This window comes from Paenibacillus abyssi (assembly GCF_014640295.1).
In the GTDB taxonomy this organism is placed as follows: domain Bacteria; phylum Bacillota; class Bacilli; order Paenibacillales; family Paenibacillaceae; genus Paenibacillus_D; species Paenibacillus_D abyssi.
The window spans coordinates 81,849-103,193 of the sequence record NZ_BMGR01000007.1 but is presented as its reverse complement, the minus strand read 5'-3'; the positions used below and the strand labels follow the sequence as shown (position 1 = coordinate 103,193).

Annotated in this window: 14 protein-coding genes; 4 read left to right on the top strand and 10 right to left on the bottom strand. The window is 49.8% G+C overall.

The window, feature by feature from the left end; all coding sequences use genetic code 11:
* Positions 1-94 precede the first annotated feature (94 nt).
* From IEW11_RS11820 to IEW11_RS11800, 5 genes are all read right to left on the bottom strand, one after another.
* Positions 95-1,093, bottom strand: coding sequence for a substrate-binding domain-containing protein (locus IEW11_RS11820; protein WP_229725191.1), 999 nt, complete (start codon positions 1,091-1,093; stop codon positions 95-97).
* On the bottom strand, positions 1,075-2,871 hold the full coding sequence (locus IEW11_RS11815) for a cache domain-containing sensor histidine kinase (protein WP_188531270.1): 1,797 nt from the start codon (positions 2,869-2,871) through the stop codon (positions 1,075-1,077). The genes IEW11_RS11820 and IEW11_RS11815 overlap by 19 nt, the downstream gene beginning before the upstream one ends.
* A gap of 15 nt (positions 2,872-2,886) precedes the next feature.
* Positions 2,887-4,500 carry a response regulator gene (locus IEW11_RS11810; protein WP_188531269.1) on the bottom strand — a complete coding sequence of 538 codons (1,614 nt, stop codon included), beginning with the start codon at positions 4,498-4,500 and terminating at the stop codon, positions 2,887-2,889.
* 87 nt (positions 4,501-4,587) lie between these two features.
* A complete protein-coding gene (locus IEW11_RS11805) occupies positions 4,588-6,375 on the bottom strand; it encodes an L-fucose isomerase (RefSeq protein WP_188531268.1) in 1,788 nt (595 codons plus the stop codon).
* 161 nt (positions 6,376-6,536) lie between these two features.
* Complete coding sequence (locus IEW11_RS11800) at positions 6,537-7,547, bottom strand: LacI family DNA-binding transcriptional regulator (RefSeq protein WP_229725189.1); 1,011 nt, start codon at positions 7,545-7,547, stop codon at positions 6,537-6,539.
* Positions 7,548-7,902: 355 nt separating this feature from the next.
* Between IEW11_RS11800 and IEW11_RS11795 the strand changes: the two genes are divergently transcribed.
* Positions 7,903-8,721: a hypothetical protein gene (locus tag IEW11_RS11795; protein ID WP_188531267.1), complete on the top strand. Its 819-nt coding sequence runs from the start codon at positions 7,903-7,905 to the stop codon at positions 8,719-8,721.
* Positions 8,722-8,825: 104 nt separating this feature from the next.
* On the opposite strand, the gene IEW11_RS11790 is transcribed toward IEW11_RS11795, so the two are convergent.
* Positions 8,826-13,214 (bottom strand): helix-turn-helix transcriptional regulator, encoded by a 4,389-nt coding sequence (locus IEW11_RS11790; RefSeq protein WP_188531266.1) that lies wholly within the window; start codon positions 13,212-13,214, stop codon positions 8,826-8,828.
* A 329-nt stretch (positions 13,215-13,543) separates the two neighbouring features.
* Here IEW11_RS11790 and IEW11_RS11785 point away from each other — a divergent pair, with 329 nt between their 5' ends.
* A complete protein-coding gene (locus IEW11_RS11785) occupies positions 13,544-13,978 on the top strand; it encodes a hypothetical protein (protein WP_188531265.1) in 435 nt (144 codons plus the stop codon).
* Between the two features lie 97 nt (positions 13,979-14,075).
* On the opposite strand, the gene IEW11_RS11780 is transcribed toward IEW11_RS11785, so the two are convergent.
* The gene (locus IEW11_RS11780) at positions 14,076-15,566 is read right to left on the bottom strand and encodes a phytoene desaturase family protein (RefSeq protein ID WP_188531264.1); all 1,491 of its coding nucleotides are present in this window, start codon (positions 15,564-15,566) and stop codon (positions 14,076-14,078) included.
* Between the two features lie 168 nt (positions 15,567-15,734).
* Between IEW11_RS11780 and IEW11_RS11775 the strand changes: the two genes are divergently transcribed.
* Both IEW11_RS11775 and IEW11_RS11770 read left to right on the top strand, forming a co-directional pair.
* Positions 15,735-16,376 carry a phosphatase PAP2 family protein gene (locus IEW11_RS11775; RefSeq protein ID WP_188531263.1) on the top strand — a complete coding sequence of 214 codons (642 nt, stop codon included), beginning with the start codon at positions 15,735-15,737 and terminating at the stop codon, positions 16,374-16,376.
* A gap of 146 nt (positions 16,377-16,522) precedes the next feature.
* Positions 16,523-18,829 carry a PAS domain-containing protein gene (locus IEW11_RS11770; protein ID WP_188531262.1) on the top strand — a complete coding sequence of 769 codons (2,307 nt, stop codon included), beginning with the start codon at positions 16,523-16,525 and terminating at the stop codon, positions 18,827-18,829.
* A gap of 147 nt (positions 18,830-18,976) precedes the next feature.
* Here the strand turns inward: IEW11_RS11770 and accB are convergent, their stop codons facing one another.
* Genes accB through pxpB form a run of 3 tightly spaced genes read right to left on the bottom strand, consistent with a single transcriptional unit; the run spans position 18,977 to position 21,205 of the window.
* Positions 18,977-19,429, bottom strand: coding sequence for an acetyl-CoA carboxylase biotin carboxyl carrier protein (gene accB / locus IEW11_RS11765; protein WP_188531261.1), 453 nt, complete (start codon positions 19,427-19,429; stop codon positions 18,977-18,979).
* Between the two features lie 55 nt (positions 19,430-19,484).
* Positions 19,485-20,489: a 5-oxoprolinase subunit C family protein gene (locus IEW11_RS11760; RefSeq protein WP_188531260.1), complete on the bottom strand. Its 1,005-nt coding sequence runs from the start codon at positions 20,487-20,489 to the stop codon at positions 19,485-19,487.
* Complete coding sequence (pxpB, locus tag IEW11_RS11755) at positions 20,486-21,205, bottom strand: 5-oxoprolinase subunit PxpB (protein WP_188531421.1); 720 nt, start codon at positions 21,203-21,205, stop codon at positions 20,486-20,488. Before pxpB ends, IEW11_RS11760 begins: the two co-directional genes overlap by 4 nt.
* Positions 21,206-21,345 lie beyond the last annotated feature (140 nt).

Sequence of the window (21,345 nt, the reverse complement as noted above, 5' to 3'; positions counted from 1 at the left end):
CTCTTTCTTGCTGATATTTTTCACTTTACCATTTACTTGAAAGGGCTTACATTGAATATTTTCTTTAGTTAGTAGAAAATTTTACGAAAAAAAACTACCGATCCACAAAGGGAAACAGCAGCTTTTGATTTTCATCGCTATACATGTTTTGTTCTGTAATGACAACCGATCCTGTATCGATTATAGGTGGAACCTTTTCTCCGTTAATCGTCTGCAGGGCGGCTTTAACGCTTAAATACCCCATATTGAATGGCTTTTGGATGACCGTCACCTGCATGACGCCTTCTTCAAGCAGCTTCACTTCATTAATCGAGCTGTCAAACCCGACCAGCTTGACTTCCCCTGCCAGACCAAGCTCCCTGATCGCCTTACCCGCCCCCACGGTAGAGGTTTCATTCAAGCCCACAATCCCCGTAAGGTCCGGATGCTCCAGCAGCAGCCGCTTTGTCGTGTCAAACGCTTTTTGCTCCACGCCATCGCTGTAATAGGTGCCAATGACATCGATATCCTCATTCTCTTCCAGCACCGACCGCACGCCCAGCTCCCGGTCGATCTGCGTCGCGGTCCCCTGAACAAAGCTGATAATCGCCACTCTTCCCGAACCTCCGAGCAGCTCCTTCATCGCTTGGCCAGCCTTCTTGCCCGCCTCGATGTTATCCGTCGCAATAAAGCTCAGCGGCAGCTTGCTGTTAATGCCGGAATCCAGCGTCAGCAGTTTGATTCCTGCTTGGTTGATCTTCTCGGCCACCGGTACAAGCCGGTTCACATCCGTCGCGGCCATTACGATTGCACCGGGCCGTGCGAGAATTTCTTGCTCCAATATGGCAATTTGCTCCTCGATGTCGGACTCCGTAGGAGGGCCTACAACCTTCACCTTAACCCCGAACTCCTTCGCTGCTACCTGCACGCCATCGCTGAGCACCTGCCAAAATTCCATGCTCTGCTCCATCGATTTAATCACAACCGTAATCTGTTTGGGCTTGGCATTCATTTGACCGGAGAAATAATGAATGCCGTACATGACGGCTGCCGCTCCCCCTGCCGCGAGAAGCAGCAGCAGGACTGCCCGTATGCTCATGATTCGCTTTCCCAACTGTCCCGCCTCCCCGCCGATTCATGCAGCTTGGGCATCCGGATCGTTACCGTCGTCCCTTCCCCAGGCTCGCTCTCAAACGTTAATCCATACTCACTGCCGAAATACAGCTGCAGCCGGTCATGTACATTCTGAATGCCGACCCCGCGGCCATTATCGCGCCGGGCATCCCTCATCAGCAGCGACCGCATCTTCTCTTCATCCATCCCGATTCCGTTATCGATAACAAAGAGCAAAATGTCCGTGTCGGTCTCCTCCGACATGATCGTTATTTTACCAACGCCCTGCTGCATCTTTAAACCATGGTAGATCGCGTTCTCAACAATCGGCTGCAGGATGATTTTGATCGTTTTATAGCCTAGAATCGCCTCGTCAATCCGAACCTCGTAATCTATCTTGTCCTTATAACGCATTTTTTGGATCGTCAAATAGTTCGTGATGTGGTCCATTTCCGTGCGGATCGGGACGAGCTCCTCTCCTCTGCTGATCGATGCACGGAACAGCTTGGCGAGTGCGGAGGTCATCAGCACGACCTCTTCGGATTTTTTGCTCTCGGCCATCCAGACGATCGAATCCAGCGTGTTATACAAAAAGTGCGGATTGATCTGCGCCTGCAGTGCGTTAAGCTCGCTCTTCCGCTTGAGCTCCTGGTCTCTGACCACCTGATCCATCAGCTCTTTAATCTTCGCCACCATCAGGTTGAATGTGCGGGCCAGCCTGCCGATTTCTTTCGTAAAGCTGACCGGGACTTGGATATCAAAGTTGCCCTTCTCTACCTCTTTCATGTGCTCCTGCAGCTGTTTGATCGGTTTGGATAATCTGCCCGACAAGAAGACCGACAGCATGACCGCAATCACAACGCAGATTAAGCCCAGCGCCAAAAAAGAAAGCTGCATTTCATTTTTATTGCTCACAAGCTCTTTCACATACGATACGCCGACAACCTTCCATCCGAACCCGGAATCCTGCACCGTGTACATCCGGCTGTCCGCTCCCTCTTCCGTCATGAAGCTGCCGCTGCGGGTTGCCAGCACCTGGTCGATTCTCTCCGTCTTTAGATTGCTGTATATCAGCTGCTGCTGCGGGTGATAGACGATATTCCCATTCTCATCGACAATAAACAGATAACCGCGTTTGCCGAGGTTGATCGTGCTGAACATGTTATTCATGACGCTAAAATTCAGATCGACATTCAAGATGCCGAGTCCGTGCGTCCCGTCACTGCTCCTAAGCTCCCGGCTTAAGGAAACGACCCAGCGGTACTCATCTTCAAATATCGGCTGCACATGGGAGGAGGAGATCACATTCTCTCCTTCGGCACGCAGTGCGTTTTTGTACCACGGCAGCGTGGTGACATCGATATTCGGATTTAAACGGGCATTCTGCCGCCCGGTAACGAACTGCCCTTCATAACCGAAAATATTAATCGAGGCGATATCGCTGCGGGAGATGAGGATCGAGTGGAAAAAATCCGAGATTTTCGCTTCCGCTTCCTGCTTCTCTACAAGCGTGCCGGTCTGCTCCCCGGATAAATAGGCCCGGATATCACGGTTGCTCGCCGCCAGATTGGCAATATTCTTCATGCTGGTGACATAGGTTTGAATATTGGTGTTGACCTGTTTGATCAATTCCGTTGTATATTGCTGCGCATTCGTCTGTACCGCCTCTTTAGACAAATAATACGAGACCAGACTCAAAATGAGTGAGGTCAGCACGATCAGCAGGACAAAGGCGAGCGTTATATTCGATTGAATGCTTTTGAAGCGCCAGCTGTTCATGTCTCATCACACTTTTCACATGAGTTTTTGTTGACGGTATTCCGTAGGCGTGCAGCCGGTGAATTTCTTGAAGGTGACGCTAAAATAATGGGGATCGCTAAAGCCGACCTGGTCGGCAATTTCATAGCTTTTCAATGCGGTCAGCTTCAGCAGTTCCTTCGCTTTTTCGATTCTTAGCTGTGTTAAAAACTCAATGAAGGTTTTGCCGGTATGGGTTTTAAACAGCGTGCTGAAATAACTGGTGCTCATGGAAACATGGTGGCAGACCTTCTTGAGGGTCAATTGTTGGTCAGCAAATGATTGCTTGATGTGCTCCTGCGCTTTAATGACCTGATGGGTGCTGAAATCCTCCCGGATGCTCATAACCGCCCCTACGGCTGCACGGCATTGTTCCTTCATCCAGCGTTCGATATCGTCCAGCGTGGCATAGCGCTGAACTTCGACCAGCGGATTCACTTTCGAACCGAACACCTCCGCCGGTTCCCCTCCCAATTCCGTTATCGTATGGATGAGAGAGAGGACCAGCCTCTGAATATGGATATAACACGTATCAACGGTCAGGAAATAATCCCGGTAGCTTGCAAAAATCCGTTCAATCAGATCGTCTGTTTCCTGTTCCGAGCCGGTTTTTAACCGTGATACCAGTTCTTTATCCCAATCCGTTGCCGGCAATGCGGCCGATCGATGCCGCCTCTCCATATCCGATAGGCTGATCACTTCGTTGTTGCCAAGCAAAAAACGGTAATCGAGTGCGGATAATGCAGTTTCGCTCGCTTGCTGAAGCGTGCTTAATGACGGGCAGCAATGCCCGATTCCGATCGAAACCGTTAGCGGCAGATAGGAGGATATCGATCGCCTGATCTCCTCCGATGCGTGGAAGGCCAGCTCCTGCAGCTGCTCCGGGCTCTGCCCCGACAAAATCGCCAACACCTTCTCGTCCCGGTTTCGAAAGACCGTAGCACCCATTTCTCTGTCCGCCACTTCTTGAACGATATTATAAACGGCAAATCGCATTAATTCTCTGCTTTTCACGGAAGGCTGCGAGCCGTCGATCAGAAAATCGTCAACATCCACAGCAACGATGATAAAATAGGGACCTCGAAGTGAAAGGTTGAAGTAGTCCAGCCGCTCGTCGATCTCTTGCTGCGTCAGCCGCGATGCCGTCAGCCGTTCCAAAAACCGTTCACGCAGCAGCGGAAGGCTCTCATTAAGCTGCTGCTTTAAAAGATCGAAATCCCGTTTCCGCTTAAATTCCTCATCCATCTCGATCTTCAGCTTCTTCAGTACATTGCCCAGCTCCGCAGCTGTAATCGGTTTTAAAATAAAATCGCAAGCCCTTAACTTAATCGCCTGCTGCGCGTAATCGAAATCGTCATGCCCGGTTAAGATGACCACTTTTATATTCGGGTATTTCATCGTCACCTGCCTTGTCAGCTCCAAGCCGTCGACAAAAGGCATACAAATATCGGTTAAAAGGATGTCAGGGCGGAGCTCTTCAATGGATTCCAGCGCTTTGGCCCCGTCCTCGCAATCCGCCACACACTCGAAGCCGAGCTCTTCCCACCGCATATTTTCTTTGATTGCCTCGCGTACCAAAGCCTCATCATCGACGAGCAGAAGTTTATACATGTGCAATCATTCCTTTATTTGTGATCCATAACACGATAAGATCCTCAGCCATGTCGGTCAAGGATCTTTATCGTTTAGGGTATCCGTTTATTTTCTGCCGTACAACGGACCGAACGTTTCGCATGCCCGGTAATCAGCGCCCTCAAGCCCATCCGTTCCAAATGCATTCCATGTGCTGGGCCTGAAAATATCCTCTTCCTTCACATTGTGCATCGACACAGGTATTCTGAGCATTGCCGCCAAGGAGATCAGGTCCTTGCCGATATGGCCGTAACTGATCGATCCATGATTGGCTCCCCAATGATTCATCACCGAGTAGACATCCCTAAATGCCCCGCGGCCGGTCAGATTCGGCGCGAACCACGTCGTCGGCCACGTATAATCCGTCCTGGCATCCAATACGTCGTGAACCTCCCGCGGCAGCTTAACCGTATATCCTTCGGCAATTTGCAGCACCGGACCCAGACCTTCTACAAGATTCAACCGGCACATCGTCACCGGCATTTCAGCTTCTGTCACAAATTTGGATGAATAGCCGCCGCCTCTGAAATACTCGGTATTCCCCGGATACCAGGTTGTCGCCTTCAGGCACGCCGCCGCCTCTTCTTCCGTGATCTCCCAGAACGGCTTAATGACCGGTTCGCCGTCTCGTTCGAGCTTGCCTGTCGCATCCAAGGTCGCCGATCCCGAGTTGATCAGATGGATTAAGCCGCCCGCAGCCTTCCCGCTCAGTTTGGCGCCCGTTACCCGCTCGACGGCGTCCGGGCTCCAGTAGGTGCGGACATCGGCGAACAGCTGCGCCGTATTCGTCAGCAAGTGGCCAAACAGCATCGACACACCGTTGAGGGCATCGTTTTCCGTCGCAAACATATACGCTTGGCGAATGCCATTCCAATCATAAGAAGAGTTTAGTATCGCCTCCATAAAGTCGCCGTTCGGGAAATGATCGGTCCATTGGCGCTGGCCCTGGAAGCCTCCCGCCAGAGCGTTATGCCCCTCGGCCTCTTCCTCGAAGCCCAGCTCCTTCAAGCGGGGATTCCCGATCATCAAATCCCTGGCAATCAGCGTCATCTTGACGACGGTTTCCCAATCTTTATCTTTGTCCGCCCGGGATCTTTGTTTTTCCGGCTTGTTCTGGTCCTCGCCCTCCGTGCAGTTCTCCTTCGTCCATTTCAAAGCTTTCGCGAATTCCTCCGGATCATAGATTTCTTCCTCGATGCGCCGGGTGAATTCGGACATATCGACATATTCGTTGCGCATGCCCAAGTATTTTTGGAAAAACGGAGCATCCACGATCGAACCGGCAATTCCCATCGATACGCTTCCCATCGCAAGATAGGACTTCCCTTTCATCAGGGCAACCGCCAATCCGGCTCTGGCGAACTGCAGTAATTTCCCTTTCACATCCTCCGGAATGGAGTTGTCATCGATGTCCTGCACTTCTCTGCCATAGATGCTGAATGCCGGCAGCCCCTTCTGGTTATGCGCGGCCAGTGCGGCTGCCAAGTATACCGCGCCTGGTCTTTCCGTACCATTAAAACCCCAGATCGCCTTCGGAATCATCGGATCCATATCGATTGTCTCCGATCCGTATGCCCAGCAAGGCGTCACGCTGATCGTCAATCCCACATTGTGCTTGGCGAATTTATCCGCGCAGCGGGCCGCTTCGGTCACGCCTCCGATCGTCGTATCGGCAATGACGCACTCCACGGTCTCGCCATTAGGATATCGCAGATGCTCTTTCAGCAGCGCTTCCACCGATTTGGCCATATTCATCGTCTTCTCTTCAAGCGACTCCCGGATCCCTCTTCTTCTGCCGTCGATAATCGGACGAATGCCGATGCGCGGCAGATCCCCAACCCAATAATTTGTCATCAAATAGTCCTCCCTTATGAACGTTATTTCAAAAACAAGCAGAACCAGCTGCCGCCGGCTTTTGGAGGCCGCACCCAAAAATGAAACGTTTCATTTCATAAGGTAAGCGTTCTCATTTCTTGGGGCTCTCCACCTTAAAACGGATGGATAAAGCTTGGCATTTATTTGTGTAACGGGCTTATAACGGAATCTTTGATCACTAGCTCAGCCTCAAATTTAACAAGCTGTGGAATGCCCTGCAATGTACCCTCGAGTCTTTCCAGCATCAGCTTTGTCGTCGCGTCCGCTAACTGGTCCATCGGCTGGACAACCAAGGAAAGCGCCGGCTTGATCACCTTGGACAGATTCAAATTGTCAAAGCCGATCAGGGATAATTGCTCCGGAATCCTGATATTCCTCTCATTCAACGCGCTGATGACACCTAAGGTGATATCGTAGTTGGTGGCGAATATTGCAGTCGGCGGCTCGGGCAGATCAAGCAGCCTGCGGCAGAGCTCATAGCCGCTTTGCATATAGTAATCGCCAAATTGGATCAAATCCGGATCCACCGTTAATCGAAACTTCTCATGGACAGCCAGGTAGCCGTTAAGCCTCTCCTCCGCCGTGCTGATATTTCTCGGTCCGCAGATGATTGCGATCCGCCTGTGGTCCTGTCCGACGAAATATTCGACCGCCTCGCCGGATATTTTAAAATTATCGACAACCACGCTATCGCATGCAATATCAGGCAAAATACGGTCCACCGTCACAACCGGGATTCCCCGGTCCAATACCTGTTGAATTTCCTTCTGCGTATCGCCGGAGGGAACGATAATGATCCCGTCCACCATTTTGTTAATGAGGAAGACCAGCTTCTCCTTTTCCATCTGAGGATCTTCCTGATAATCACAGATGATGCCGCTGTACCCGTGCTTGGACAGATGCTTCTCCACGCGGGAGATCAAGCTGGTGCAAAAGAAGTTCTCCATCGATGGAATGATAATGCCGATCGTCTTCGATTTGCTCGTCTTCAAGCCGCGGGCAATTTCATTGACATGGAAATCCAGCTCTTTGATAGCCCTTTCAATTTTGTCCCGGTTTGCCTCGCGCACTCTCCCGCCGTTAATAAACTTCGATATCGTTCCTAACGAGAGGCCTGTGTGCTTTGCAATGTCTTTAATCGTTCCCGCCATGGTCCTTATTTCCTTTCAAACTCAAACATGAAACGTTTCATGTTTTTAGTATAGCCATTTTTTGTCGGATTGCAACCCTATTTTATTGGACTTCAATCCGATCAAAAATGCGGTTCTCTTACGCTCATTAACACGTCGCTCGAAGGGAGCGCCCTTTGGGAAAATCCAATTCAAGATCGCTTAATAAGACCCTTGACGATCCTATTGATATCAGGTATATTTTACCTACAAAACAAATGTTCGTTTGTTCATCCACGCAGGAAGCACCTGCAGGAGAAGGCCGCTATGAGCCTTCTCCTGCAGGTGCTTTTTTTCATTGCATGGACCGACAAACCGGAAAGGACGGATTCAATTGATGATAATTCGTAATATTGCAGTAATAGTACTGGCTTTGCTCTGCCTAATGGCCGCCCCCTCACCGGGATGGGCCGCGTATATGGAGTTATCCGCCACCGCCAAGAAAGCGCTGGATGCCACGGCACACCGGGCCGGGCCCTCGACAGCTAACCGGATCAATACGCTCTATAACGATTTTCTTGCTTCACAGAAGCAAGAGCAGAACTGGGACAGCCGCATCAAGACACTGAGCTCGGCCAATACGAAAGCGGAGGCAGCGCTTCGCCGGGACATCCGGAATGTAGATGCCGCCAAGCTGCAGCGGCTTCAGCTCCAGCTCACGCAAACCAAAGAACGCTACAAGCCTTTACTCGATCAATATACAGCGCTAAACAAGCAGATCAAAGTTGCGCGAAAGCTGAAGAACAAGGATCTCAACGCGCTGCTCGCCATGCAGGCAGACATGATGAAAACAGCCGTCCAGATTGCAAGGCAGGACATTCGGACGAAAGAAGCCGCCCTGCGGGCGGCTAAAACCGAAGCTAACAAGAAAATAAAAGCGATGCGGGAAGAATTGAACGGCATTCGTCCGCTTGATCAACAGATTAAGACCTTGAAGCAGGCGGCCTCTGCAGCGAACAAGCAGATCCCTCCCTCATGGAAAAGCCTGAATCAGCAAGCAAGGAAAGACGATGCAAGCGGCGCTGTCGCATCACTATCGACACTTCTGACCCTCTCCCGGCAAATCGTCGGACACAAGCAAGAGATTCACAAGCTGGAAGGCCGGATTGCCGACCTCATTCGAAGCGTGAGGCAGCGTCTTGCCTCCAACCGTTAGCTCATTCATTTCGGAATGGACCGGGTGTAACAGGCGGACTGCTTGCAGGCTGAATATCCCGGCGGAAGCACGGCTTTGCTGCCTGTGATAGCCGCAGCGGATGTTCAGTCCATGCGTTTTGATAGTGTGGATTCATCCAGCAATTGCAGTTCTCTTGCTTTGGTGACAGCCTGCACCCTCCGCTTTACGCCCAGCTTTCCATAGATATTATAGGCATAATTTTTCACTGTGCCTTCCGTCAGATTAAACCGCTCCGCGATCTCCTTGTTGGACAGGCCCTGTGCCATAAGCTGCAGGATTTCGGTCTCCCGATTCGTCAGCGGATCCAGCAATGAAGCGGCTGTTCCCAATTTCTTCTCTGCGAGATTTGGCTTCCCCATATCCACTTCCGACTGCAGAGACTGCAAATATAACATTCTGGATAACATCATATCCAAGATTTCAATCCGGCCCACATCAAACACATCGGCCATCTGATTATTTTCCAAATAAAGTATACCCAGCCGGTTGCCCGGATAATACAGCGGCATGCAGAGAATGGATCTTGGCCGTACTTTTCTAATATACGGATCCGATCCAAAAAGGCTATGCGCCGCTTCCCCGAGAATCACCGACTCTCGCGTTCGCATCACATATTGGATAACCGCTTCAGAGAACTGCTGGTCCGTCGTGCCGTTCGTCCTGCTTCCCGCATCAATACCCACCTCTACGAACAGCTTCCCGTCCTGCTCCTGCAGCAAGCAGCCTCTCTCGGCGCCTGCATTCACCATCACGGACTGAAGAACCTGTTCTGACAGGCCCGATGCGTTCTCCTCCATCGTTGACATCGTTCTTGCCAGCAGAATCTCATTGGACTCTCTTTCCTTAGGGAGTATGCCTGGAGCCATAGTATAAGCCTTCGCTGCTGCGGCCTCAGCGATGGATTCCATTGGAATAAAGCTCTCCTCTACAAGATGTGCCAGCTCCTTTTCGGATACGAAATCCGGGTAAGACTCCAATAGTGCCTTTACTTTCTCCGCTGCTCCCCAGTCATTATATTTGCGGGCGCCTTCCAGCATGTATGCTTTGGCAATCGTCTGTTTTCCTTTGGATAAATAATATCTGGAAGCCAGTTCATTTGCGAGTGCTTCATATTGCAAATATCCTTCTGCCTTAGCCGTCTGGATCGCTTGATCGTACAGCATGGCCGCCTTGCTGTCATTGCCCTTTAACCGTTCCATCTCCGCATTCATCAAGCAATAAAGATGCAGTGCGTTTTGCGGGCTGGTACGCGCCCATTTCTTCATCTGGCGAAGCAGCCGCTTCATGGAGCCGCGATAATGGCGTTTCTCTTTGTCAGCAGCATGAGGATACAGCGCCATCGCCGCCAGAAACTGATAAATGCTTTGCCGATGGATGAATGCAGGCGTATAGGTCGGTTCAGTCCTAATGGCCGATTCCTTTGCCAAAGCCAATGCTTTCTCGTAAAAACCCAGCAGATAACAAACCTCAATTTTGCAGGTGTAATAATAAAACAACTGCTTCTTCTGTGCCAGGCTGACATCGGTTACCTGCAGTAAAGACGCTTCCTGAAATGTTTCATCGCTGAAGCTCGCACGCTCCTCTGTCATTCCCCGCAAAGCCGATGTATATTGCATAATAATTCGCAGATGCCCCATTGTCAGGGAATCCAAATAACGGGAAGCCGTCTCATAATATCCGCTGCATAAATCAAACAGCCGGTTCAAATTGCCCGCCACGCAATTCACATGCAAAGCCATAGAGAAGCCGACATAATTCATGTCTCCGGACTCTAATCCGTATTGGACAGATTTTTTGAAATAATCGGCCGCTTCTATTGAAGACCTGTATTGCAAAATCAATCCGAAAATAAAATGAATCCTGCATTTCAGCCTGGGACTATCAAAATTTTCCGAAAGCTGATAGCTGATTTCCGCCAATCTGGAGGCACTGCGATAATTGCCAAAGCCAAGGCACAGAATCGCAGCGTATGTACCTAGCATGAACGGAAAGGCTTCGGTTTGTCCATGTTTTAAACCATGCATGACAAAACCCGGAAAAAAGACCGCCGCCACTTCAGGATCCTCGATAAAGGCCGATGAAGCAACCGCCATCGCAATATCAGACAAAACCTCCTGATACGGGTCCTGGCTTTCAGGCAAACGATGAAGCCCGTTCATTTGGCTTTTGAGCTTATAATTTATGCGAAGAAGCTTCCAGAGGATCGAAATCCGCGTCGGCCTCGGCGGGATATGCAAACCAAGCTCCCTCATCGCTTCCAGTCCGATCGGCAAAGCTTCTTTCTTCTTCAAATAGGCATACATTTCGACTTTGATCCGGATGACTCTGGCCCGGTCCAGCTGATTAGCCGCCAGCTCCAATAGCTCCGCGATAGTGGTTTCCGCCTGTTCAACGTATCCGCAAAAATATTCGCACTCCGGCCTTTCGAGCAGCAGGCTGAACTGTAAAGACGGGTCGGCAACATGACGTGATTCCATGAAATCAATACCGGCGTTTAAAAAATTCAACGCAGATTCATAAGCGATAGAAGCCTTTGCTTTAATGCCGGCTTGCAAGTTAAGCCTTGCCAGTTCCATTATTTCTGCCCGATCGGTGATGGACTCCCTTCCCAGGTTCAGATGATATACGATATCAAAGATGTGCTCCTTCGCCTCTTCGGAGCTCCAGGTATCAAGCAACGTCCGGCCAATGTGCAGATGATACAGCTTTTTCTGATGATCGGACATACTCGCATACATCGCCTCATGCACTTTATCATGCAGGAACGTATACTGCGAGCTGTTTTCCTTATCAATCAGAATTAAGCCCTCCTGCAGTGCCGGCAGTAAAGTTTGCGCTGTCTGTCTCATATCTTGGCCGCAGACTATGGACAGGATCGTGATATCAAACCGATTGCCTATTGTTCCAGCCATCTGCAACAGATTCTTTGTGTCGATAGGCAGCTTATTAATTCTGTCCAGAATTAATTCAACCACCTCAGTATAGCTCTCCCGCTTCCTGATCAGCCCGGGCTCCCACTCCCACTGCGCTTGATCCGGATTAAAAATCAGAAGCCCCGCACGATGGATCGTCTCGATAAACTGTTTGACGTAGAACGGATTGCCCGCAGTCTTTTGAAAGGTGATCTCAGCCAAGGAGAGTACCCTTGCCTTTGTTTCATGAAGGGTATCCGACAAAAAATCAGTAATTTCAGAGATGTTAAACGGCTCAATATAAAGCTCTTCGACAATGGACCCCGATTCTCTCTTAAACTTTTCCAAGCCTTCCCGCATTTTTGCGAAGCCCTGTGTGTCGTTTTCCCGATAGGCCCCAATAATCAGCATGGAGCGATTATCCTTGTCTCCTGCAAGGAGATTAAGAAATTCCACGGAGGCTTGATCCGCCCACTGCAAATCATCAAAGAAAATCACAAGCGGATGCTCTTCATCCACAAATACGTGAATAAATCTCCGGAATAACAGATGAAAGCGATGAACCACATCGTCGGCCGGAGGAGCTTCAGGCAGTGCCTGCTCACCCAGAATATAGGCCGCTTCCGGCAAGACTTCCGTTATAACGGCACCACTCTGTCCAAGCTCTTCCAGGAGTTTTTCTCTCAGCAGTCCGATCCGCTGCCCATCCTCGGTCAATACGCGGCGAACCAACTCGCGCAGCACCTGATTGATGGGGATATAAGGAATCGCCTTCTTCATCTGTTCAAATTTCCCTGTTAGAAAATATCCCTTTTCATTGCCCGCCAGTGAGCGAAATCCCTTGATCAATTCTGTTTTCCCGGATCCGGATCTTCCAACCACCATCATCAGTTCTCTAGAGCCGGCACGAACTCTATCATACGCGGCAAGCAGCTTTTTCATTTCATTCTCGCGTCCATACAAGGACTGCGACAAGTGAAAATGACTCTTCTGATCATATTCGCCCAGGGAGAATGGAGTAACGGCACCCGTACCATCCCACTCACTCCTGCATCTTTCCAGGTCGAATAACAATCCCTGAGCGCTTTGGTAGCGCTCGTCCACGGATTTGGAAAGCAGCTTCATTACTATGCCGCTCAATGGCAACGGGCATTCCGGACAGCAGTCCGCCAATGATTTCGGGCTGCCGGCCAAATGCATATAGATCCATTCATCAGGAACATCGCCGGCTTGAAAAGGGGGATGCCCGGCCAGCATTTCATAGAATAGCATTCCAAGGAGGTATAGATCACTCCGATGATCAACCCCCCGATTCATTTTCCCCGTCTGCTCGGGTGACATGTAGGCATGAGAATGCTGAAGGCTAAGATCAATAATCTCCGCTTGTCCGGTTGCTGTGTCATAAGCAATATTGCCGGCTCTAATGGGAATGGCATATATGCCATTTTGATGAAGCTCGCCTACTTTCTTGGTCAGTTCTATCGTTAGCGCAAAGAAAGAATTGACTGTTAGTTTATTGCCTTTGAGATATGAACTCAATTGAAGGCTGCTGTTTCGCATGAGCGCCGGTCCTCCGCCAATATGCCGTATCAAATTAAATAAGTACTTTTATCATACCCTTATGAGAGAGGAATGGAAACAACCCCATGATCTTCCGAGCGGAAAACTTGCCTTTATTTTATCTGATTTTATAAATCGTTTAAGCCCCTTTTAAGGTGGGTATTATACTATGGGACATAGTACGGAAGCCAATGGTTATTGACTATAATTGGCATTATTATTGTTGCAACTAAACCTTGCGCAGTTCGTATTCATGGTATAATGGAATATTCAATCGATGACCTGGATGAATACGACTACATAAACTATCTTGGAGAAGAGGGTAAGGAATGAACCCAAAACGAATCATTATTGTCGGTACTATGGCCATTGCCATCACGATCGGCGGCGTGGTATGGAGCGATGAGACGAGTGCACACGTTTTCGGGCCGTTGAATAAATCTAATACCACGAAAATAAAAGCGGCAGACCTGCAGCATAACAATGAAAAGATCAGCCTTAAGGATGATATGCTTCAGGCACTTGGCGTATCGTCGGATGAGGAAATCTATGACGCCTTATATAACGGGAAATCACTGGCCGACATTGCTGAAGGCAATCATGTCGAAGTGCAAAACATCATTGATCTGCAAATTGCTGAATTGACGGATCAGTTAGACTCACGCCTTGCCAATGGCAGCATCACGCCGAATCAATATCTCGCGCAAAAATCGGAGCTAACCGATATTATTACGGACAGCGTCTTCGGAAAGGCCAACAAATAGCCATTTCTATAACTCCCTTTAAATGATGAGTTAGAACAAATAAGGTTATCGATAACCTCAAAGACACCCCCATGGTGTCTTTTTTTTGCTTCCCGCTTCAACGATGGCGCATTATCGCACGCGCAGCGTAGTAACCGCTCAGTGCCGAGGATAACGTGCCGGGGCCTGGAAACACGGTATCCCCGGCTAGAATGAGCCGGGAATGGGAGGTTCTGCTGCCCGAAGGTTTCAAAATCGCGTTCCGCACGGTTAGCGGGTAACCCCCTACCGCGCTTTTGCCTACAAAACGTGCATATGTACGCGGCGAACCGGCATCAAAGCGAATCAGCCTCGTTCGAAAGGCAGGCCATAAACGCTCCATTTCATCGAACAGCGCTTCTGTCATTTTCCTTTTGCGGTTCCTATAATCCTCTTTATTAAGCTGAGTCCATCGCTCTGGACGCGTATGAACGGAGATGGATACCATAGCTTCATCCGGTAACGAGCGCCCGGCTGCATCACGTGAAGGATGAAACGTTACATAGACGGGACCGTGGCCTCCAGCTTCTAACAGCGAAGAAGCAGCATGCTCCATGGGCATGATCTGACAGGCAAAGGGAAGCGCGGCCTCCTGCTGCAAGGCCAACACGTCATCCAGCAATTCGGAGCGTACAATTGCATCAATACGAAAAGCTCCCCATCCCTCGTTGTTCCCGCTTTCCTGCAGCGCTGCTCCATTCCAAGTCAAACCGGTTGCGTTAATCACCCAATCGAAGTGGAATGAATCCCGCTCCGTGTGAGCTTGCCATCTGCGCCCCTCCCATCGCAGATCCGTTACCGGCGAGGCATAAAGCACACGTCCCCCCAAGCGGATAAACCGCTCTTCCAACTGCCTTATTAACGTCCCGAATCCGCCTTCGACCGCAAATATGCCATACCGGTAGATGTCCAGCGCCAGTGCCGAGGGCAGCAAAGCCGCATTACTGGCATCGGTTTGTGCAGCATCCACCAGCTGTGCATCCAAAAATGCGCGAAAGGGCGCGTAATCGGCCAGTCCATGTTTGCGCAGCAGCGATTCTACCGTTCGAAGGCTGTAAGGCAGCAGCCGGAACAGCATTCCTGGACGGCTGACCGCCAGCCGCGGCAATTTCCCCAATTGATAGACGCCTCTCAAGGGCAGCGCCACTCTAGAGCTGGTTACGGCCATCACAGCTTCCGCTATGCGCGACAGCTCTTTCCAGAAGGCGCTTACCCTGTCTGCCCGTTCATGAAAAACTGCCGACAGTTCTTCTTCCCATCGGGTGCGGTCCGCATAGATGGATACCTTCCGGTCACTAAGCACCACATCCATCGAATGAAACATCGGCCGGCAGGGAATCTCTACATTCATTTCCATCAACAGCTCAGACAGTATGCCTCCCGGCTCCAGGCCGAAAGCCACCGTGGCTCCTGTCGGGAACATTCGATTACGGCGTATATAGCTGCTTGCGTTTCCTCCCGGCAATACCGCTTTTTCCAGCAGCGTCACCTCAAAACCAGACTGTGCCAGATAAACCGCCGCTGTCAGGCCGCCGATTCCCGCGCCTATAATGCCTACCGATCGATTCATAAGCGACCCTCCTGCCCGAGTATTCCACTCTTTATCTACTTCTTTTTCTACGTATAATTGCCGGGTTTCGTCTCAGCTTTGCGATTGCCAAAATTAGATTTATTGCGAAGTCAGCCCCGAACGGTTACGATAAAACTATCATCATGAAATATCAATTGAGGATTGTACATGAAAAAGCCAATGCACTGGAGCCATCTATTAGGCATCCTATCGATCCCTTTTCAGAGTATGATTTATCTATGGATCAGCCGGCATGTCGGGCTTGATGTTTATCTCGACTATGGTTGGATCGATACGAAAATCCCTTTTATCCGTTGGTTCGTCCTTCCTTATATGAGCTGGATGCCGATTCTTTACCTAAGTTTTCTCTACTTTTTCTTTGTTAATCGCAAGGTCTATTGGCGAACGCTCGCAATCTATAATACTGCCCTTTTTGTATGTAATCTTTGCTTTTGGTTTTTTGCCACTTACGTTCCGCGTCCGGTCATTGAAACCACGGATATAACAAGTACACTTGTTAATTTCATTTACCAATCGGATGCGCCATTGAATTGCTTCCCAAGCATTCACTGCTTGACCAGTTATTTATTATTCATTACCGTGAAGCGGGATTTAAACCTTGCTGCCCCCTTACGCATCCTATGGATCGTGCTGTTATGGCTGATCATCGCCTCCACCGTATTTATTAAACAGCATTCTCTGCTCGATGTGATCGGCGGGATCGTGTTAGCGGAAGTGACTTACCGTATTATACGTTACGGCGCCGCTTCGTTTCGTAGGCGGGAAAAATCGATCACATTGAACAATTAAACGGATGGAGCACCGGAGACGGTGCTTTTTCTCATGGTCCGCGTAAAATAGCAGCACCATTATCAATTACCATACTGGTTGTAAAGTAATGTATACTAGAAAGAATAGTTGTTATGCGATAAGCAAGCCTGAGGAGGCTTCCCGATATGCATTACTATGATGATGACGAATATTTATTCAGGCAGGCTTATGAGAACGCCCCTTTCGGAATAGGCGTATATGCCCCGGAGGAAGACCGCTGGGTGAAGGCCAATCCTTTTTTATGCAGCATGCTGGGTTACACACAAGATGAACTGCAGGGCATACCCGAAAAGGCGTTAACCCCTCCTGGAGACACAGGATTAACGGATGATCCGAATATCTCCGGCGTTTGGCCACAAATGACGTCCCCTTCCTATCACTTGGAGAAGCGATATCTCCATAAGGAGGGACACGCCATCTGGGTTTCCCTGCATATGTCGCTGCTGAAGGCAAGGGATAACGGCGCTCCCGCGCGATTGCTCGTCCAGGCCGTCGATACGACCGATCAGCGCCTGAGAGAAGAACAGTTAAGAGTCAGCGAGCGTACATATCGGTTGATCTCCGAATACTCGCTTGACTTAATTTCCCGGCATAAGGCTGACGGACACGCTACATTGATTTATTTATCTCCCAGCTGCAAGACCATGTTAGGGTACGAACCGGAGGAAATCGTCGGTCATAGCGGAATATCTTTCATCCACCCTGACGATTTGGTAAGGGTCAGGACGTTTTTGGCCGAAGAACAGCATACGGATGGCAATAAAGTCACCTTTCGATTGCGCAGGAAGGATGGCGAGTATATTTGGTTAGAATCAATCAGCCGTTACATACTCGATAAAAACGGAGTCATTGAAGAGTTTATTTCTATTTCACGCGATTTCACCGAACGCCGAAAAGCCGATCAGCTGCTTCAGGAAAGCCAGCAGCGATATAAGTCGCTGTTCGACAATAACCCGGCGGCAGTCTACTCCATGAATCTGGACGGTGATTATCTGACGGCGAACGCGAACCTGGAGAAGCTGACAGGTTATACGCTGGAGGAGCTCATTGGCATGTATTGGGGTCCCATCGTCGATCCGGAGGATCTGCCTAAGACGCTTCATAACTTCGGGCTTGCCAAGCAAGGTTATCCGCAGAGCTATGACCTAACCATTATTCATAAAAACGGACACCCGGTACGAATCAATTCAACCAATATTCCGATCGTCGTCGATCAGAAAGTGGTTGGTGTCTTCGGCATTTCAAGCGATATCACAGAGCGTCAACAGTACATCGAACAAATTAAAAAGCTCAGCACCGAGCATACGTTAATTCTAAATTCCGTATCGGAAGGAATCCTCGGTCTGGATGCCGAAGGCAGCACAATGTTTATTAATCCGGCCGGTGCAACAATGCTTGGTTTTAAACCTGAAGAATTGCTTGGCAAGCCTTATCTTAACATGCTGCAGCAGATTCCTTATCCCCATCCGTCGCAGCACCCGGCAGAGGAAAACGCTATTTTCCGGGCCATCCGGGACGGCCATCCTTACCAGAACAAGGAGGCCGTATTCTGGCGGAAGGACGGATCCAGCTTCCTGGCAGATTACCAATTGACGCCTCTGCTCGATAAAGGCGAGCTGAAGGGCGCCGTTGTTGTTTTCAAAGATATTACCGGAGAGAAGGAAATCATTCGGGCCAAAGAATCGGCGGAGCAGGCCGCCCAAGCCAAATCGGAGTTCCTAGCCATCATGAGCCATGAGATTCGAACCCCAATGAACGGCATCATAGGCATGGCCGACCTTCTTTCGGAGACGGAGCTGACGGAGGAACAGCAAAGATACATCCAGATCATTCTTGAAAGCAGCGGCAGCTTGCTCCGCATACTGAATGAGATCTTGGACTTCAGTAAAATCGAGGCCGGTAAAATGGAGATCATCCAGGAGCCCATTCAAGTGCAGGCCTTGCTTGGAGGCATCCTTGATCTCTTCTCCCTTAAGGCCACAGAGCAGGGCATCGATCTAACCTGTCAGACGGAAGGCAGCGTGAGCCCGGTTGTCATCGGAGATGAGGGCATCATCCGTCAAATCATCGTGAATTTAGTTGGAAATGCAATTAAGTTTACGGAAGAAGGTAGCGTATCCGTCAAGGCCAGACAACAATCTACACCCGACCCAAACAAGGTCATGATCGAGTTTTCGGTTCAAGATACAGGCATAGGCATTCCGGAGGACATGCAGGACAGGCTCTTCCAATCCTTCTCTCAGCTTCATCCTACCATCAACCGTAAATACGGGGGAACGGGACTGGGATTGGCCATTTGCAAAAAACTGGTGGAGCTGATGGGCGGCGTTATCGGCGTTCATAGCAAAGAGAATGCCGGTTCGACTTTTTATTTCACCCTTCCATTCGATCTGCCAGGCAGCGAACCATTATATAAGTTGACTGAGAAATAAAGGCAAGCGGTGCAGTGGATGGTGATAGTGATCCACCGTAAAACGGAAAAAAGCGCCTTATCCGGCGCTCTTCTGATCCGTATCCGTGATGTTGTCCATGATACGTGTTGACAGTCAACCACACAACATCACGATCCCCCTAATCTCTTATCGTTTAACTAAAAACAGAGGTTGTCCATATTCAATAAAATCCCCGTCCTGAACAAGCGCCTCTACAATCTCCCCTTCAACTCCTGCAGCGATTTCGGTGAATAACTTCATCGCTTCCAATACGCAAACCACCGTGGAAGAAGTCACGCTCTGACCGATGGTTACTAATGGCTCGCCACCCGGCTGCGATGCTGAATAATAGGTCCCCATTGTAGGCGAGGTGATTTTGTGCAGCTCGGCATCCTGATGATCCGGAGTCGAACCTGCTTCCGAATAAGATTCTTTAACTGAGAACTCTTCGTTAGATGAAGTGATGTCCACTTTAACCGTTTTTTCTGAAGACCCCTCATTTTTCACGATCACGATGCGCGTTATTTCATGTTCAAATCGCTGTATGGAAGACTGTTCAACCATTTTAATCATTTCTCTGAGCTCATTTATATTCGACATGATATGACTCCTCAAGCTTATTTGTATCCCTGTAGGACGGGCTGCAAGCAATTCCTTACATAATCCTTAAGTGAATGGCGATTTTCATCTCTTCCATATCCTTTTCCAGGTCGAGATACAGCCGCTGCGCCTCTTCTACTGAAATTTCCTGGAACGTGAACGTTTTACCCGGTTTCATCTGTGCAATGATCGGAATATCCACCGCGGTGACCTGGGCAATGCTCGGATACCCGCCTACGGTCTGTCTGTCGGCTAATAAGATAATCGGATTGCCGTCGGGAGGCACTTGAACGGTTCCGAGGCACACGCCTTCAGAAATCATCTCTAGCGGGTCCTGCAGCTGCAGCACCGGACCTGTTAGGCGATAACCCATGCGGTCCGATTGGGGTGTTACCCGGAACGGTTGATGGAAGAAATGATGCCGGCTGGTGTGATCGAATCGCTCGAACTGGCTGCCCCTCGTGACACGTATCCGGATGTCATCGGTTTCCTGTGGAATCGAGCCCCTCCCCGCATACCAAGAGGTTGAAGCATACGAGCCCGATCCTGCGGCTTTTTCCAGCCTCTTCATAAAACGGACGGCGTGCCCCGCCTGCGGCCGAAAATGAAGCTCATCCCCTTCTTTCAGAGCTCTTCCCTCATAACCTCCAATTCCCGCCCGCAGGTAAGTGCTTTTACTGCCCATAACCTCCGGAATGTCATATCCTCCTGCGACCGCCAGGTAAGCCCGGCATCCTGATCGGCAAGCTCCAAACTCAAGCACGCTTCCTGCTTTGACATAGACCGGCCTCCACATCGGCATCGGCTTCTTATCAAGGGTAGGTGAAAAATCGCCGCCTGTGATAGCCACAAGAGTATCCTTCTTCATAAGCAGCGAGGGTCCCATTAAAGTCATTTCCAAAACGGCCTCATTCTCTTCATTCCCAACCAATAGATTGGCCGTGCGTAGAGAGTAAGCATCCATGGCACCGCTCACGATTACGCCATGCTTCTGATAGCCATATCTACCCAAATCTTGAATGCTTGTCAGCAGACCCGGCTGCAGCACGCTCATACTCATCGGCAATTCGCCCCCCTGTAGCTTTCATACTCCTCCTGGGAGATTGAACGGAATTTTACGATATCTCCTGATTGCAGAAGGCTTGGAGGATGTTCATGCGGACGGAATAACCGCAAAGGCGTACGGCCAATCAACTGCCAGCCACCTGGTGTTGAAATCGGGTAAATGCCTGTCTGCATGCCCGCAATCCCTACTGTTCCTTCAGGAATGGACGTTCGCGGAGACGGCCTCCTGGGGGTCGCAATTCTCTCCGACATCTCCCCCAAGTATGGAAAGCCGGGGGCGAACCCGATCATGTAAACAAGATACTCTCCGCCTGCGTGAATGTCGATGACTTCCTCCGGCGTGATTCCATTATGCTCTGCTACAACGTTCAGGTCCGGCCCAAACTCTCCTCCATAGCAAACTGGAATTTCCACTACCCTCGGCTGATCACTGGACGTATCATTCATTCTGGAGGCGAGTCGCTGTATAATCGTAGAGATAATCTCATAACAAGTCTGATCTTTAAGCTCAGGATCATCTATATGTAATTTCCTTACCTGCAAAGGATTGTAAAATACAGTTACGCTTGTAAACGCCGGTACACATTCAATCATTCCCGGAAACGGATGCTTATCGAGGTAATCTGTTACCCTTTTCACCCTACGATGGATATCGGGATGAATACTTGTGCCTAATTCGATTCGAATCGCCGACTCCCCAAGCGGAAACATCTGCATCGGAAACTCATCTATATTCATAATCTGGTTCACTTCATCCTCTCATATTCCGTTTTTCGGAATATTAATTCCGAATTATGAATTATACTTTCATTATACTGGCTGGCACCTGTTTTCACAAGACACAACCTTCC